The sequence below is a fragment of the Phenylobacterium sp. 58.2.17 genome (assembly GCF_026411515.1).
In the GTDB taxonomy this organism is placed as follows: Bacteria; Pseudomonadota; Alphaproteobacteria; order Caulobacterales; family Caulobacteraceae; genus Phenylobacterium.
This window is the reverse complement of record NZ_JAPMTQ010000007.1, coordinates 71,224-87,514: the sequence shown is the minus strand read 5'-3', so window position 1 is coordinate 87,514 and position 16,291 is coordinate 71,224. Positions and strand designations below refer to the sequence as shown.

Sequence of the window (16,291 nt, the reverse complement as noted above, 5' to 3'; positions counted from 1 at the left end):
CAAGATAGGCGTAGGTGAAGCTGGAGAAGCAGAGAACCTTCATGCCGGCGCAAGCTCCGCCGCAAGCCTGCTGAACTTCAAGTCAAAGAGGCCGGGCCGGCGCACAGAGCGCGACAACTGAAGGATTTCGCCGCTCTCGAACAAGGCTTCGAGGGCCTGTTCGTCTCGCAGCACCAAGCCATGCCCGCTATCGGCGGCGAAGGCCGCGACGTTTCCGCTTTCCGGACTCGTGACGACCGCAGCGCCAGCAGCAGCAGCCTCATAGGCCACGAAACAGAAGGTCTCCAGCCACAACGACCAGACCAGGGCGACGTCGATGGAAAGATCGATCATGGCCTGGCGCATGGCCAGCGGCTGGTCGACCGTCACCGCAACATGATGGTGGCGTGCCGTGGTCCCTGTCGCGGGTTTGCTCGCCAGATGGAAGAACTCATAGCGGGGATCGGCCGCAAAGCGGTTGGCCAGATGATTGAAGACCGGCCAGCCCTTGTGGATCGACGGCGTACCAGGAAAGGCGATGCGAAGAGGTCCGTCCCTCATGGGCGGCGGCTCGTCGGACGGAACAAGGGTCGCGTGCGGCAAGACCAACGCTTCGCGCGCGCCGAAATCACTACCTTCACGCCACGTGTCGAGAGCCACCTGCGAGGGCGCAATCACCGTGAGGTCCAGACGCGAGAACAGCAACTCGTGCTCCCGTAGCTGCCCGCTGCGCGCAGCGCCGTAGATGCAGACGCCGCATGCCGCGCTTTGCGGGGGAGGCGCGCCACAGCTCTCAACGTCATTGCGCATGAGATGAACCCCCGCGCACAGCGAGCCCATGTCATGCAGCCAGAAATAGCCGGCGTTCATGCCCGCTGCGCGTACGATGTCGACGACATCGCGACTTGAGTGCCCAAGCATCTGATGGATCGCGAAGCTGCGCGGTCCTTCCGCGTGATAGCTCTTCAACGCCCTGGTGATGTCGTGGGGAACAAAGGACCCGACGGTCTCGCCGTTCAGCAGGACCCCCATAGGCGTACGGGTCGCGCCGCTCCGCACCGTCGGCCATCCGTTGGCGGGGAACACATGCAGATGGTTGACGCCCAGCCGCGCGAACTCGGCCGCCTCGCGCTGCACGCAAAGCTGGGATCCGCCGACCGAGCGGCTGTAGTCGTCATGGCTGAATGTCAGGTGCAGTCCGCGCGCAGGCGCGTTCGCCAACGCCTCCGCCAGGACCCCCAGTTGCGTAAGTTCGATGGGCCGGGCCCAACGCCGAGCGTCGGCAAGGCGGCCCTCGAAGCTCTGCAAGCGGCCGAGCGCCGCCTGCCGGAACGTCAAATCCAGCTTCAGCGGTCTGCGCTCGTGCCGGCCGGTCATCACGTAGTGCACAAAGGGATGCACTCCGCTGGCCGAGACGTCCGGATTGAGTTCCAGATAGTCCGCCACCGAGAACTCGAAACTCGGATCGCGACCCTCGCGCCAGCCGTGGCGCAGGAAGTGATCGAGAGGATCGATGCCGACCTTCGCCAGGTCCGGGTTCATCGTCTGATAGAACCGCGCGTCGAAGTGCTCGGCCGCGGCGCTCCGCTCGGCCGCAGTGATCGGCACATCGCCGTTCGCCAGAGCTGCGTAGTAGGCATCAGCGAATTGCGACCGTGAGATCGCTCTGCCCTCGCGATAGCCGCTCCGAAGGTAGTGCACGAACGGATTGACCCCGGCCTGGGCCACGTCAGGGTTCTGCTCGAGATAGGCGTCGGTCGAGAACCACGGCGCGGGATCGCGGCCCTCGCGCCAGCCGGCCGCGCCGTAGTGCCCGGCTGGGTCGATATCGGCATAGGTCAGGTCCGAATGGGCCTGACGGTAGAAGTCGAAATCCATCGCCACCACCAGCAGACGGTGGGCGCGATCTGGTGAGGCCGCGGCGGCCATGTGCGAACTTTCCGTGCGACTCCAAGCCTGGGTTTGCATCAGTTGCGTCCGTCGATCAACCGCGTCAGCCTTGCAGCGGGGCGCAAGCGGCCATACAGCGGAGCGCCTGAGCCTGGCGGTTCCGGTTTGAAATCGCGGCGAGAACGCCGGTTCGGCAATCGGCCCAGGACCGACGAGGACGTCCGAAGCGAGACAAAGGCGACATGCAGCAGACCTTCCAGCGGACCGCCTATCTGGTCCTCGGCATGCACCGCTCCGGCACCTCGGCGACCGCCCAGCTGCTGGCCCTGGCCGGGGCCGAACTGCCCGACAACGTGATGCCGGGCGACGAACACAACGCCAAGGGCTACTTCGAGCCCTGGAAGATCTCGGTGTTCAACGACCAGCGCCTGCGCGCGGCCGGCAGCGCCTGGGACGATCCCTTCAACCTGCCCTACGCGCCCCTGGCGCCGGACGCCGAGGCCGATTGGACGACGCGTGCGTTGGACCTCTTCAAGGCCGAGTTCGGCGAGGCCATTCATCCGCTGCTCAAGGATCCCCGGGTCTCGGTGCTGCTGCCGATGTGGCGCACGGTGCTGGAGCGCGCCGGCATAGCCGTCCGGGTGGTCATCCCTGTTCGCCACCCCCTCGCCGTGGCCGGCTCGCTGGCCCGCCGCGACGCCTTCCCGGTCGAAAAGTCGGTGCTGATCTGGACGCTGTATATGCTGGCCGCCGAGGCCGGCAGCCGCGACCTGCCGCGGGCCTTCGTGTCCTACGATGGTCTGCTGGCCGACTGGCGGGCCGAGGTCGCCAGGATGGAGCAGGCGCTGGGCGCCCCGCTTCCCCGCCTGACCGATCACGCCGCCACGGCCATCGACGGCTTCCTGACCAAGGACCTGCGCCACAACGACGGCATGGGCGCGCTGGCCGACGTGCCGATGGTCGGGGCCATGGCTCAGGAAGTGCTAGACTGGTTCACGGCCTCAGCGGCGGGCGAGACGCCCGACCGCGCCCCGCTGGAGCGCGCCGCGGCCCAGATCGCCCAAATGAAGTCGCAGATGGGCGTATTGGTCACGCCTGTGACCAATACGCTCGATTCGACCCGCGCCGAACTGCTCTACCAACGCCAGCTGGGCGAGGTGCGTGAGCAGCAAATCAAGGCGTTGGAGCGAGACCTGGCGCTCCTGCGGCAGGAGCGCGCGAAGATCGAGGCCATGGTCGACACCGCCCTGGCCGGCCGCTAAGCACCGCGCCCGAGAATACCGACCGTGGCCAACGACACCCAACACCCCGTTCCCGACAACACGGCCGAGGCCTTGCTCGCCAAGCGCCGCGACCTGCATCGCGCCCGGCGCGTGGTCGCCGAGGATCGCTGGAACCGCTTCCGCAAGGCCGCCGCCCGCCGGGTCGGCCTGGCCGACAAGGGCCCGACCGAACAGCGCATCGACATGATGTTGGCACGCGCCAAGTGGCCGGGCCGCGCAGCGCTGATCGCCCGCTCGGGGGTCTGGGACTTCAAGCTGCGGATCGGCCTGGGGCGCGACGGCGGCCAGGCGCGCGACCTGATCGGTTATGTCCGCGCCGGCCCGGACGGCGGCGTCAATCCCAAGGCCCTGTTCGACCAGGCCTGGTACCTGGAAAACAACGACGACCTGCGCGGCTCGCGCTGGGCGCCGCTGGCTCACTACCTGGTCGCCGGCGACCAGGAGGGACGCGCCCCTCACCCGCTGTTCGACCTGAAGGACTATCGCGGCCGCCACGCCGTCAAAGTCGCCGCTACGGGCCTGACCGCCCTGCAGCACTACCTGCACAGGGGGGTGACCGAAGGCTACGACCCGCACCCGCTGTTCGACGTGCGCCACTATGTCGGACAGGCCGAGGAGGTCGCCGACAGCGGCGAGAACCCGCTGGTCCACTACCTGCGCGAAGGCTGGCGCAAGGGCTACGAGCCGCACCCGCTGTTCAGCGGCGCCTGGTACCTGGCGATGAACCCCGACGTGGCCGAGGCCGACGTCGCGCCGCTGCTGCACTACGCGACCAGCGGCGCCAGCGAGATGCGCAGCCCCCACCCGCTGTTCGAGCCGGGCTGGTACATGGACCGCTATCGCGACGCCGCCCCGATGGGCTCCAGCGCGCTGGCCCACTTCCTGGCGCACGGGTTCGAGGAACGCCGCGACCCCAGCATTCACTTCGACACCGCCTTCTACCTCGACCAGCAGGCTGAAATGCCGGCCGCCATGCATCCGGTCGTCCATTACCTGACCGAGGGCGCCTTCGAGGGCGTCTCACCGGCGGCCGACTTCAACGAGATCGCCTACCTGCTGGAGAACCCGCAGGCGGCCGAACAGCCGGTCTCGTCGCTGGAGCACTGGGCCCTGAGCCGCACGCCCAAGCCCGAGCCGGGCGCCACCGTGGCGCGGCCGCAGGGCGAGGCGGGACTGTTCGAACAGCTGCGCGCCGCTGGCCGGGCCCGCGACGCCGGGGCCTATGACAATCAAGCCTATCGCGACCTGAAGGCGGCCCGCAAACGCATCCGCGAGCGGGCGATCGGCGACGTGCGCGTCAAGCCCTTCGACCTGATCAAGGTCGAGGCCCGCGACATCGACAAGGCCGCCGCCGGCCTGACCTTCGCCGCGCCGCAGGCGCCGCAGGTCTCGATCGTCATCCCGGCCTACAACAACCTGACCTTCACCCTCGAATGCCTGGCGGCGCTGCAGGCCTGCGGCGACCTGGACGAGGCTGAAGTCATCGTCATCGACGACGCCTCGAGCGACGACACCGCCAGGGTGCTGGCCAAGGTCGCCGGCCTGAAGCTGATCTCGAACCCGGAGAACCTCGGCTTCATCCGCACCTGTAACCGCGCCGCCGGCGAGGCCCGCGGCGAGTTCGTGGTGTTCCTGAACAACGATGTCCAGGTGCGCCCCGGCTGGCTGCCGGCGCTGCTCGCGCCGTTCGCCGAAGAGGCCGACGTCGGCGCCGTCGCCCCGAAGATGCTGTTCCCCGACGGCCGCCTGCAGGAGGCCGGCGCCCGCATCGGCATCGACGGCGCTGCGGAGATGATCGGCCTGTTCGAGGATCCCGAGCTGCCGCGCTGGAACGTGCGGCGCGAGGTCGACTACGCCTCGGGCGCCTGCCTGATGGTCCGGCGGGCGGTGTTCGGCGAGCTGGGCGGCTTCGACCTGACCTTCGCCCCGGCCTACTGCGAGGACGCCGATCTCTGCTTCCGCCTCCGCGAGCGCGGCCTGCGGGTGATCTACGAGCCGACCTCGGCCATCGTCCACCACCTGAGCGTCACCGCCAACTCGATCGACAGCGGCTACAAGCACCGCCTCGCGGTGCGCAATCAGCAGAAGTTCGTGGAGCGCTGGGGCGAGCGGCTGGAAGCCCTCAACCGCGTGCGGACGATCGCCTTTCACCTGCCGCAGTTCCATACGGTGGCCGAGAACGACCGCTGGTGGGGCCCCGGCTTCACCGAATGGACCAATGTCAGCCGCGCGCTGCCGAACTATCGCGGCCACTACCAGCCGCACGTGCCGGCCGACCTCGGTTTCTACGACCTGTCGAACCCCGAGGCGATGCGCCGCCAGGCCGAGCTCGCCAGCCGCTACGGGATCGGCGGCTTCTGCCACTATTTCTACTGGTTCACCGGCGGGCGCCGCATTCTTGAGACGCCGCTGGAGCCGCTGCTGGACGGCGGCGCGGACGATTTCCCGTTCTGCCTCTGCTGGGCCAACGAGAACTGGACCCGCACCTGGGACGGCCAGGAGCGCGACGTGCTGCTGGCCCAGACCTATGCGAGCGGCGACGCCGAGGCCTCGATCGCCGAGATGGAGCCGTTCCTGCAGCGGCCGAACTACATCCGGGTCAACGGCAAGCCGCTGGTGCTCATCTATCGCCCCGGCCTGCTGCCCGACGCCAGGGCCTGGGCCGACGCCTGGCGCGACCATTGCCGCCAGGCCGGGATCGGCGAGATCTACCTGGCCTTCGTCGAGAGCTTCGAGAAGGCCGGCGGCAAGACCGATCCGGCCAGCATCGGCTTCGACGCCTCGGTGGAGTTCCCGCCGGCCGGCAACGGCGCGCTGATCCATCCGCCAGGCCCGCTCTACAACGCCCGCTTCGAGGGCCGCGTGAACGACTATCGCCAGATGGTCCGCAACTATCTCGGGACCGAGCCGCTGGGCCACAAGCGCTTCCGCGGGGTGATGCCGTCCTGGGACAACACCCCCCGCCGCCAGGACAGCGGCTGGAACTACCAGCACGCGACCCCCGGCGCCTTCCAGGCCTGGACCGAGGCGATGTTCGAGGAGACCCGCCGCCAGAACTTCGGCGACGAGCGGATCGTGTTCATCAACGCCTGGAACGAATGGGGCGAAGGCGCCCACCTGGAGCCCGACCAGCGCTTCGGCCATGCCTGGCTCGAGGCGATCAAGAACGCCGCCGACGCCGACCTGCTGGACAAGTCATGACGCCTGAAGACCTCGTCCTCGTCGGCCATCCGTTCTCGGCCATCGGCATGGCCGAGCATGTGCGCTCGGCCTTCCGCGCCTTCCGCGCCGCCGGCGCCACGCCCGGCGTCATCGACATCTACGGCATGGACCGGAACAAGGACCCCGACTTCGAACGCGAGTTCGCCGGCCACATCGTTCCGAAGCTGAGCCCCAAGGCCAACCTCTTCTGCATCAACGCCGACGAGGTCGAGCAGGCGATGGGCGTGCTCGAGCATCTGGGTTCGGGCCCGGCCTTCGAAAGCGCCTACAACATCATCTATCCGGCCTGGGAGCTGGCCAAGTACCCCGCGCCGTGGGCCAAGATCCTCGACCGTTTCGACGAGGTCTGGGCGCCGTCGCAGTTCATCCAGGACGCGGTCGCCGCCGCGACCACCCGGCCGATCACGCACATGCCGCTGTCGGTCGAGCTGACCATGTCGTCATTCCTCGGCCGCCGGCATTTCGGCATTCCCGAGAACGCCTTCGTCTGCCTGTTCTTCTTCGACTTCTCGTCCTACGCCGAACGCAAGAACCCGTTCGCGATGCTGGAGGCGTTCGAGAAGCTGGTCGCCCAGCGCCCGCATGCGCCCCTGCATGCGGTCGTGAAGTACAAGGGCGGCGACGACGGCAATCTCGCCCGCAAGGAGCTGGAACGGCGGATCCGCGCGATGGGCGGCCAGATCCAGGCGATCACCCGCCAGCTCAGCGACAACGAGATCAAGAACCTGGTCCGCTGCTGCGACGCCTTCGTGTCGCTGCACCGCTCCGAAGGCTTCGGCCGCGGGCCGGCCGAGGCGATGGTCATGGGCCGCGCGGCGGTGGCGACCAACTATTCGGGCAATCTCGACTTCATGACGCCCGACACCAGCCTGCTGGTCGACTGTAAGCTGATCCCCGTCGCCCCGGACGCCTACCTGTTCGGCGAGGGGCAGGTCTGGGCCGATCCGTCGGTGGATCACGCCGTGGAGCTGATCGGCGGCCTGCTAGACGATCCGGCCTGGACTCGGGCGCTCGGCGAGCGCGCCCGTCGCCACATCCGCACGAACTTCAGCGCCCGGGCGATCGGCCTGCGCTACGTGGCGCGGATGGAGGAGCTGGCCGCCGCCAAGGCGGCCTGAGCCGCCCTGGACCGGAGCCACACGACCTAGCGCTGAGCGATGGTGGTCGGCCCGACGGGGGCCTGGGCCAGCGCGGTCACCCCCGGATTCTCGGTCACCGCGACCTGATGCACGACGAAGCCGCCGCCGGCGGCGTCGTCAGTGTCGACCCGGATCTGATCGATCAGCGAGTTCGTCCAGTCGTCGCCGCCCATCTTCAGCTTGGCCATGTCGTAGACCAGCACGACGGTCTCGTTGACCGCAGGGTCGGCGCCGTCGCGCGGCTTGGCCTGATACTCGCCCGCCTCGCCGTGCTCGGCGGTGGAATAGAAGATCGAACCGTCCCAGTCGGCGCCGGCGCGGGTGCGGGTCAGGCGCACGAGCACCAGCGAGTAGCGGCTGCCATCGAGCGCCAGCCCCTTGGGCGAGCGCAGCATGGAGTCCGCCGCGCCGTTGCGCAGGTCGATGCCGACGGGACTGGCCGGCAGCACTTCGCCGCCGCCGGCGACGAAGCCCTCGGTCGAGCCGTCGAAGGTCCAGAGCCGGCCGGCCTTCAGCGGCGCGCCGTTGATCTCGAAACGTTGGGCGGCGTCGTTCCAGGCCACGGCCTGGGCCCGCAGGTTCTCAACGCCCCGGACCGGTTCAGGCGCGGTAGCCGCGCGCGCCCACGGCGCCGGCTGGTCGCAGGCCGAAAGGGTCAGGGCGATAGCCGCCGCACCCGCAATGTTGAGGATGGATTTCATACGATACTTCCGAGCGCCCCCGGGGGGGAGGATTGGGCGGCCCACAGCCCAGATAGATAGCCGCCCCGGCTCTCGCCAGGGTCGCAACGAAGATACTGCATCGAGTCGCCAGACCGTCGTCTGGCGCCGATGACGGTTGCCAAGCTGGCCGGCGGCGACTACCCCGCCCTCATCGCAGTCAGTCAGGTCGGGATCAGATCGCCCCTCATGCGTCATGAACTGGTGCGCGCCCGCGCCCCCCTTCGTCTCGGTTTCGGCGGCGGCAGCACGGACGTCTCGCCCTATTGCGACGAGCACGGCGGGGTGGTGCTGAACGCGGCCATCGACCTCTTCGCCCACGTCACCGTCCAGGCCCGCGACGACGGCCAGGTCCGCCTGGTCGCAGCCGACCGCGACCAGACCTGGCAGGCGAACGCGGTCGCGCCGCTGCCGACCGACGAGCCGCTGCGCCTGCTGAAGGGCGTCTACAACCGCTTCATGGCCGATCATGCCGGGGGGCGCGCCTTGCCGCTCACCCTGGTCTCCTACGCCGATTGCCCGCCCGGCTCGGGTCTGGGCTCATCGTCCGCACTCGTCGTCGCGATGGTGGAGGCCATGCGCAGGTTCATGGGACTGTCGATGGACGCCCATGCGGTCGCCAGGCTGGCGTTCGACATCGAACGGCGCGAGCTGGGCCTGGCCGGCGGCGCGCAGGACCAGTACGCCGCGGCCTATGGCGGCCTCAACCTCATGCGGTTCTTCGACGCCGCGCGGGTCGAGGTCGAGAGCGTCGCGGTGCCGGACAAGGTGATGAAGGAACTGGAGGCCAGCCTGGTGCTCTACTTCACCGGGGTCAGCCGCGAATCCGCCGCGATCATCGACGAGCAGACCGCCAACATGCGCAGTCACGCCCCCAAGTCGATCGAAAGCCTCCACGCCATCAAGGCCAGCGCCTTCGAAATGCGCGACGCCCTGATGGCCGGCGACCTGCCGCGCTTCGGCGCTCTGCTCGACTCCGGCTGGAGCCTGAAGAAGCAGACCGCCCACAACATGTCCTCGCCGATGATCGACTCCGTCTACGAGGCGGCCAAGAACTTCGGGGTGTTCGGCGGCAAGGTGTCGGGGGCCGGCGGCGGCGGGTTCATGATGTTCCTCGTCGACCCGACGCGGCGCGAGGGGCTCAAGCGCCTGCTGGGCGGCTTCGGCGGCGTAGCCCAGGCCGCCCGCTTCACCTCGACCGGGGCCGAATCCTGGGACGTACGATAGGATCAAGACCTTGAAAGAACTTTCGAAATCCATCGTCCGCCGGATGGCCGACCCGAACTTCACCCGTCGCTGGTTCGTCGGCGAGGGGCTGGACATCGGCGGCAAGCCCGACCCGCTGTCGCTCTACGTTCCGTTCTTCCCGGGCCTGAAATCCGTGCGGGTCTGGGACTGGGAGGACGGCGACGCCCAGTTCCTCGCGGGCCTGGCCCCCGAGAGCCTCGACTTCGTCCACTCCAGCCACTGCCTGGAGCACCTGGTCGATCCGCGCCAGGGACTGAAGGCCTGGTTCGGCGCGATCAAGCCGGGCGGCTTCCTGGTCGTCACCGTGCCGGACGAGGACCTCTACGAACAGGGCGTGTTCCCCTCGACCCACAACCGCGACCACAAGTGGACCTTCACCATGCTGAAGGCCAAGTCCTGGTCGGACCGTTCGATCAACGTGCTGGAGATCCTGTCTGACCTCGGGCCGGCCGCCGACGTCGAGAAGGTGGCGCTGCTGAACTCGACCTTCCGCTACGACCTGCCGCGCTTCGACCAGACCCTGACGCCGATCGGCGAGTGCGGGATCGAGTTCGTGGTCCGCAAGCGCTCGGCCGCCGAGCTGGCGGCTGGCGGCCTGGTGCGCGACGTCGCCCAGCCCTCGCCCGCCGACCGCCGCCACTTCAACCAGTACCGGGCCGACCACGCCCACATGAAGACCAGCGCTCCGCCCTTCGAGGACGAAAGCGAGCTGTAACCGCCAGCTGGCGGCGCCGGAGCGGATTTTCCTTTGGATTCCACGCCCGGCGCCATGCTTGCGCCGTAAAATGCGACCTGTTACCCACCGGCGAGCGCCACAGATGGCCGGTGCGTCGGCGCGCTCTTGGTCGGGAGACTGAATGCAATCCGCACAACACATGGTTCGCACCGGACGGCGCGGTCCCATGCACGAGTTCAGCATGGCGTTCGCCGACCTGCGCGCCTCGCTCGACCGCATCGGCCTGGCCTGGTCGCTGGCCAAGCACGACGTCGTCTCGCGCTATCGCGGATCGATCCTCGGCCCGTTCTGGATCACCCTGTCCATGGGCCTCATGGTGGCCGGGATCGGGTTCCTCTACGCCAACCTGTTCAAGGTCCCGGTCAACGAGTTCATCCCCTATGTGGCGCTCGGCATCGTCGTCTGGGGCCTGATCGCCAACGTCATCCTCGAGGGCTGCCAGACCTTCGTGCAGGCGGCGGGCATCCTGAGCCAGAGCTCGCTGCCGATGTTCACCTTCGTGTGGCGCACGGTGATGCGCAACGTGATCAACCTGGCCCACCACCTGATCATCATCGTCGGCGTGCTGGTCTATTACGACCACTGGCGCCAGACCGACGTGCTGATGGGCGCGGTCGGCGTGCTGCTGCTGCTGGTCAACATCGCCTGGATCAGCCTGGCGGCCGGCATCGCCTCGGCCCGCTTCCGCGACATCCCGCAGATCGTCGGCTCGGTCGTGCAGTTCGCGATGTTCATGACCCCGGTGTTCTGGCTGCCCGGCGGTCGGCTGCTGGATCACGCGGTGCTGGTGCTCAACCCATTCTATCACCTGCTCGAGCTCGTCCGCGCGCCGCTGCTCGGCAATGTCGTGGACCCGCGCACCTACATCTTCATGGTGGTCCTGGCCGTGCTCGGCTGGGCCGGAACCTTCACCACCTTCGCCCTCACCCGTCGACGGATCGTGCACTACCTATGAAGGGCCCCGAGGTCTCCATCCGGGTCACCGACCTGACCCTGCGCTTCCCGGTCTACGGGGTCGATTCCAAGTCGCTGAAGAAGCACCTGGCGCGCATCACCGTGGGCGGCAAGCTGGGCCGCACGGGCATGGGAGCGCCCGAGGTCACGGCGCTGTCGAACATAAATCTCGAACTGAAGTCGGGCGACCGCCTGGGGCTGATCGGCCACAACGGCTCGGGCAAGACCACGCTGCTGCGCGCCCTGGCCGGCGCCTACGAGCCCGACGAGGGCACCATCGACGTGCACGGCCAGATCGCCGCCATGCTCGACCTGAACCTCGGCATCGACCCGTCGGCGACCGGGCTCGACAACATCCGCCTGCGCGGCCGCATCGCCGGCCTCTCCGCCAAGGAGATCGAACAGCGCATGCAGGAGATCGGCGAATTCACTGGCCTCGGCCCGTTCCTGGCCATGCCGCTGAAAACCTACTCGGCCGGCATGCAGGCGCGCCTCGCCTTCGCCGTGGCCACCGCCGTCCATGCCGACGTCATCCTGATGGACGAGTGGATCGCCGTCGGCGACGCCGACTTCCAGAAGCTCGCCCACAAGCGGATCCTGGAATTGATGGAGCGCGCCGGCATCCTGGTGCTGGCCTCGCACGACCTCGAACTGATCCGCCTCTACTGCAACAAGGTCATGCGGATCGAGAGCGGCGTCGCCTCCAAGATCATGGACGTCAAGAAGCTGGACGAACTGCTGGCCGCCGCCTGACGCCCCGGGGAGCGACCTTGGACTTCATCTTCACCATCGTCTCGCGCAACTACGCCGCCCAGGCCGCCAGCCTGATGGAGAGCCTGGGCGCCATCGAGCCGGGCATCCGCCGCGTGGTCGTCACCACCGACGGCCCGATCGCCTTCAAGGACCCGGGCATCCGCACCCTCGACGCCGCCAGCGTCGTGCCGGACTTCGCGGCCATGTGCGCCTATTACGACGCGCTGGAGCTCAACACCGCGGTCAAGCCGCTGTGCTTCAAGGCGCTGCTGTCGGGAGAGGGCGTCACCTCCGGCGCCTATTTCGATCCCGACATCTGGGTCTATCGCCCGCTCGACGCCGTGCGCGAGGGACTGGCCAAGGCCCCCCTGGCCCTGACCCCGCACACCACCCGTCCGCTACGCGGCGAGGCCAGCCCCAACGACCACGTCATCCTGCAGTCTGGCTCCTTCAATCTCGGCTTTGCAGCCATGCGGGCCGAACCGGAGATCTTCGACCTGCTCGACTGGTGGGCCGAAAAGCTGCGCTTCGACTGCCGCGTCGACTTCGCCGCCGGCCTGTTCACCGACCAGAAGTGGATGGACCTGGCGCCGGGCCTGGTCAGCGACCTGGCCATCCTGCGCACCCCGACCCTGAACCTCGCCTACTGGAACCTCGAGGGCCGCCAGGTCGCCCGTACGGCGGACGGCTGGAGCGTCGACGGCCAGCCGCTGGCCTTCTTCCACTTCTCCGGCTTCGACCCGACCCGGCCGGACCTGCTCTCCAAGCACCAGGACCGCATCAAGGTCACGCCGCGCTCGGACCTCGCCGCCCTGCTCGCCGACTACGCCCAGGCGCTGCTGCGCAACGGCCATGTCGAGGCCTCGGCCATTCCCTACGCCCACCGCGCCTTCCCCTCGGGCGAACTCGTCCCGCGCGAGACCCGCCGCCGCATGCTGGCCGCGGCCCGCGCCGGCGAGGACTTCGGCGGCGGCCTGACCTCGGCGGCCGAGGCCTGGGCCGCGGTGAGGCCTGGCGAGGTGCTCCGCGAGCCGCTGGGCGGTCTCCTGGACGGACCCTGGCTGACGGGCTCAGCCGAACTGACCAGCTGGCTGACCAGCGCGCCGGAGGCGCCGGCGGTCGGCGCCCTGACCCATGCGCGCCGCGACCTGCGCGACCGCTTCGCCACTGACGAAGCGGGCTTGAAGGCCTGGCTGCTGGGCCCGGAATCGATCGACGGCCGCTTCTCGGCCCGGCTGGCTCCGCCCGAGGCCTTCGCCGAGCCGGACCTGGCCCTGCGCGCCGCCCGCCAGGTGGCCGGCGACCTCTCGGAGGCCAAGCTCCGCTTCGCCGCCTACGGTCTGGCCCATCGCGCCGCCTGGCCGCAATGGGTGGGCACGGCGCTGCGCTCGGGCTTCAACGCCCCGGTGCGCGAACTGGCCCGCGGCATGCCGTTCCCGCGCCTGTTCCTGTCGATCTGGGAAAGCCGCGGCGACCTGCAGCGGTTGTTTCCGCTGACCACCTTCAAGGGCCGTTTCGGCTTCCTGCGCTGGCTGATCGGCGGCGGGCTGGCCGAGTACGGCGTCGACGTCGCCGCCCTGCCGCAGACGGTCGACAGCCATCCGGTGTTCGAGCTCGCCCGCCTGTCGGTGCGCCGCGAACCGGTCGAGGCCGGCCGCGCCCCGGCCGCCGGCGCCATCAACACACTGCTGGCGGTCGAGCGCTGGACGCCCGACGCCGCCGGCGGCGAGGCGCTGGTGTTCGACGCCGGCGCCGGCCGCTTCCGCACGCCGCAGGGCGCGCCCGCCGATCCCCCCGCCCGGGTCGGCAAGCTGGTGTTCCGCACCGCGCCCGGGCTGATCGCCGCCGACGCCGTGGCCCTGCTGGCCCAGGGCGTCGCCTGGGAGTCCGCCAGCGCATGAGCCTGCTGTCCTCCGCCCGCGGCGCCTGGCGCGCGCTGACTCCCGAGCCTGTCCGCCGCCTGGCCCAGCCGATCCTGGGACCGGCGCTCGAGGCTTATGTCCGCCATCAGGCCCGCGCCCCGCATGACGCGCAGACGACGAGCGGCCCGATTCGGGTGGTCGGCGACTTCGGCGGTTCCTACGGCATCGCCGCCTCGGCCAAGCTGGCCGTCCGCGCCTTCGAGGCGCTGGGCGCGCCGGTCGAACAGGTCGACATCGCCGGGGCGAAGCTGGACTGGATCGGCGCCTCCGAGGCCGCCCGCACGCCGGGCCCGTGGATCTTCCACGTCAACGCCCCCGAGCTGCTGGCCGCGCTGGCCTTCCTGGGCCCCAAGAACGTCCGCGGCCCGCGTTACGGCTATTGGGCCTGGGAGTTGCCCCGCGCGCCCAAGGCCTGGCTGAAGGACGCCGCCTTCCTGGAGGAGGTCTGGGTTCCCAGCGCCTTCACCGGCGCGGCCCTGACCGGCGCCAAGGCCCCGGTCCGGGTGGTGCCGCACCCGCTGTTCATGGAGGACTATCGCGGCGTCGCGCCGGCCCCGCGCGACGAGCGGTTCACCGCCGTGACCCTGTTCGACTTCAAGTCCTCGGCCGCGCGAAAGAACCCCGAGGCGATGATCGCCGCCTTCGCCCGGGCCTTCCCGGACGACCCGACCGCCCGGCTGGTGATCAAGACCCAGAACGGGGCGGCCTTCCCTGACTTCCTGGCCCGTCTGCGCGCCCAGGCTCCGGCCAATGTCGAGGTGCTGGACGTGGTCTGGCCCTACGCTCAGGTGAAGAGCCTGATCGCCTCGGCCGACGTGCTCATCTCGCTGCACCGGGCCGAGGGCTTCGGCCTGACCATGGCCGAGGCCATGGCGCTCGGTACGCCGGTCATCGGCACCGGCTGGTCGGGCAATGTCGACTTCATGGACGAGACCTGCGCCCTGGTGATCCCCTCGCAGCCCATCGCCGTGGACGACCCGCAGGGCATCTATCGCGGCCAGACCTGGGCCGACCCCGACGTCGAAGCCGCCGCCCAGGCCCTGCGGCGGCTGCGGGCCGACCGCGACCTGGCCGCCCGGCTGTCGCAGGCGGGCAAGCAGCGGGTGGCCGAGCAGCTTTCTCCCCAGGCCTGGTTCGCCACCCTGCCGGACGGCGTGCAGCGCGCCGCCCTGGCCGCGGCCGGCGCCTCGCGACGGGCTCAGGCCTCGCGGTAGGGCTTGGCGTAGGTGGTCAGCACGAACACCGCCGCCATGGTCACCACCGCCGCCGGCGCCAGCGCGTTCAGCACGTCGCCCGGACCGTAGCCGACCGCCCGCAGCTGGCCGGCGATCAACGGCCCGACGATCGATCCGAGCCGCCCGGCCGCGACCGAGGCCCCGGCCCCCGCCGCGCGGAACTGCGGCGGGTAATAGACCGGCGCCAGGGCGTAGAGCACGTAGAGCCCGCCGATGACCGTGAAGCCGGCGGCGGCGGACGCCGCCAGGATCATCGGCAGGCCGGTCGCCGCGGCCAGGGCGTAGAGCGCGCCGGCCAGACCCGCGAACACCGCGACCAACAGCCAACGGTAGCCGACCTTGTCCGCCGCCCAGCCCAGCACCAGCGAGCCGACCACCGCCGCGAGATTCATCGCGAAGGCTGCGGCCGCGCCCTCAGCCGCCGTGAAGCCCTTGGCCACGACCAGCAGCGGCAGCCAGTTCAGCAACAGGTAGGTGACCAGCAGGTCGAGCGCGAACACCGCCCAGATCAGCACCGTGGCCAGGCCCCGGCCGTCCGCGAACAGTCCCGCCAGCAGCTGCGGCGGCGGGCCGTCGCCCGCCCGCGCAGGGCGGGTTTCGGGCAGCAGGAAGTAGACCACCGGCACCAGCATCAAGGGCAGGGCGCCGCCGATCATGAACAGCATCCGCCAGTCCACGCCGCCGGCCTCGCCGAGCTGGGCCGCCAGGGCCACGAGCGCCCCGCCGACCGGAAGGCCGCAGAACATGCTGGTGGTGGTCAGCGCCCGGCGGTGCGGCGGACTGATCTCGCTGGCGATGGCGATCAGGTTGGGCATCGCCCCGCCGAAGCCGAGCCCGGTCGCCAGCCGCGCCAGGGTCAGGGTCTCGAAATTTGTGGCCAAGGCCGTGGCCAGCGAGAACATCCCGAACAGCGCCACCGAGCCCATCAGCACCGGCCGGCGGCCGTAACGGTCGGCCGCCCAGCCGCCGAACAGCGCCCCGATCACCAGCCCGATCATCGCCGCGCTGCCCGCCCAGCCGAGCCGCGCGGGCCCCAGGCCGAGTTCCGGCGCCATATGGGGTGCGGCCACTCCGAACGCCTGGATGTCATAGCCTTCCAGTGCGGCGATGCCGAAGCAGATGGCGACGATCAGGCCCGGATTCGCCGCACGCGTGCTCGCTCCTGTCATGGCCTATCCCTCCCCGGCGCACTGGATCTGCAGGCTGCCCGC

At 69.6% G+C, this 16,291-nt stretch carries 12 protein-coding genes; 9 read left to right on the top strand and 3 right to left on the bottom strand.

Going from position 1 to position 16,291, the window contains the following annotated elements; translation table 11 throughout:
* Positions 1–39: 39 nt before the first annotated feature.
* Positions 40–1,908, bottom strand: a complete 1,869-nt coding sequence (locus OUA97_RS07625) for a hypothetical protein (RefSeq protein ID WP_267231233.1) — start codon at positions 1,906–1,908, stop codon at positions 40–42.
* Between the two features lie 203 nt (positions 1,909–2,111).
* Here OUA97_RS07625 and OUA97_RS07620 point away from each other — a divergent pair, with 203 nt between their 5' ends.
* From OUA97_RS07620 to OUA97_RS07610, 3 genes are read left to right on the top strand one after another with little or no spacing between them, the layout of a single operon-like run.
* Positions 2,112–3,131 carry a sulfotransferase family protein gene (locus OUA97_RS07620; RefSeq protein ID WP_267231232.1) on the top strand — a complete coding sequence of 340 codons (1,020 nt, stop codon included), beginning with the start codon at positions 2,112–2,114 and terminating at the stop codon, positions 3,129–3,131.
* A gap of 24 nt (positions 3,132–3,155) precedes the next feature.
* On the top strand, positions 3,156–6,353 hold the full coding sequence (locus OUA97_RS07615; protein WP_267231231.1) for a glycoside hydrolase family 99-like domain-containing protein: 3,198 nt from the start codon (positions 3,156–3,158) through the stop codon (positions 6,351–6,353).
* Positions 6,350–7,492 carry a glycosyltransferase family 4 protein gene (locus tag OUA97_RS07610; protein WP_267231230.1) on the top strand — a complete coding sequence of 381 codons (1,143 nt, stop codon included), beginning with the start codon at positions 6,350–6,352 and terminating at the stop codon, positions 7,490–7,492. The genes OUA97_RS07615 and OUA97_RS07610 overlap by 4 nt, the downstream gene beginning before the upstream one ends.
* Before the next feature lie 26 nt (positions 7,493–7,518).
* On the opposite strand, the gene OUA97_RS07605 is transcribed toward OUA97_RS07610, so the two are convergent.
* Complete coding sequence (locus OUA97_RS07605) at positions 7,519–8,214, bottom strand: hypothetical protein (protein WP_267231229.1); 696 nt, start codon at positions 8,212–8,214, stop codon at positions 7,519–7,521.
* Positions 8,215–8,421: 207 nt separating this feature from the next.
* Here OUA97_RS07605 and OUA97_RS07600 point away from each other — a divergent pair, with 207 nt between their 5' ends.
* The 6 genes from OUA97_RS07600 (at position 8,422) to OUA97_RS07575 (ending at position 15,059) form a co-directional block, all read left to right on the top strand.
* A complete protein-coding gene (locus OUA97_RS07600; protein WP_267231228.1) occupies positions 8,422–9,459 on the top strand; it encodes a dehydrogenase in 1,038 nt (345 codons plus the stop codon).
* 10 nt (positions 9,460–9,469) lie between these two features.
* A complete protein-coding gene (locus tag OUA97_RS07595; protein ID WP_267231227.1) occupies positions 9,470–10,195 on the top strand; it encodes a class I SAM-dependent methyltransferase in 726 nt (241 codons plus the stop codon).
* A gap of 142 nt (positions 10,196–10,337) precedes the next feature.
* Positions 10,338–11,171 (top strand): ABC transporter permease, encoded by an 834-nt coding sequence (locus OUA97_RS07590; RefSeq protein ID WP_267231226.1) that lies wholly within the window; start codon positions 10,338–10,340, stop codon positions 11,169–11,171.
* Positions 11,168–11,923: an ABC transporter ATP-binding protein gene (locus OUA97_RS07585; RefSeq protein ID WP_267231224.1), complete on the top strand. Its 756-nt coding sequence runs from the start codon at positions 11,168–11,170 to the stop codon at positions 11,921–11,923. The genes OUA97_RS07590 and OUA97_RS07585 overlap by 4 nt, the downstream gene beginning before the upstream one ends.
* Before the next feature lie 17 nt (positions 11,924–11,940).
* A complete protein-coding gene (locus tag OUA97_RS07580) occupies positions 11,941–13,824 on the top strand; it encodes a hypothetical protein (RefSeq protein WP_267231223.1) in 1,884 nt (627 codons plus the stop codon).
* Positions 13,821–15,059 carry a glycosyltransferase family 4 protein gene (locus tag OUA97_RS07575; protein ID WP_267231222.1) on the top strand — a complete coding sequence of 413 codons (1,239 nt, stop codon included), beginning with the start codon at positions 13,821–13,823 and terminating at the stop codon, positions 15,057–15,059. The genes OUA97_RS07580 and OUA97_RS07575 overlap by 4 nt, the downstream gene beginning before the upstream one ends.
* Here the strand turns inward: OUA97_RS07575 and OUA97_RS07570 are convergent.
* Positions 15,044–16,249, bottom strand: a complete 1,206-nt coding sequence (locus tag OUA97_RS07570; protein WP_267231221.1) for an MFS transporter — start codon at positions 16,247–16,249, stop codon at positions 15,044–15,046. The genes OUA97_RS07575 and OUA97_RS07570 overlap by 16 nt on opposite strands.
* Between the last annotated feature and the right edge of the window lie 42 nt (positions 16,250–16,291).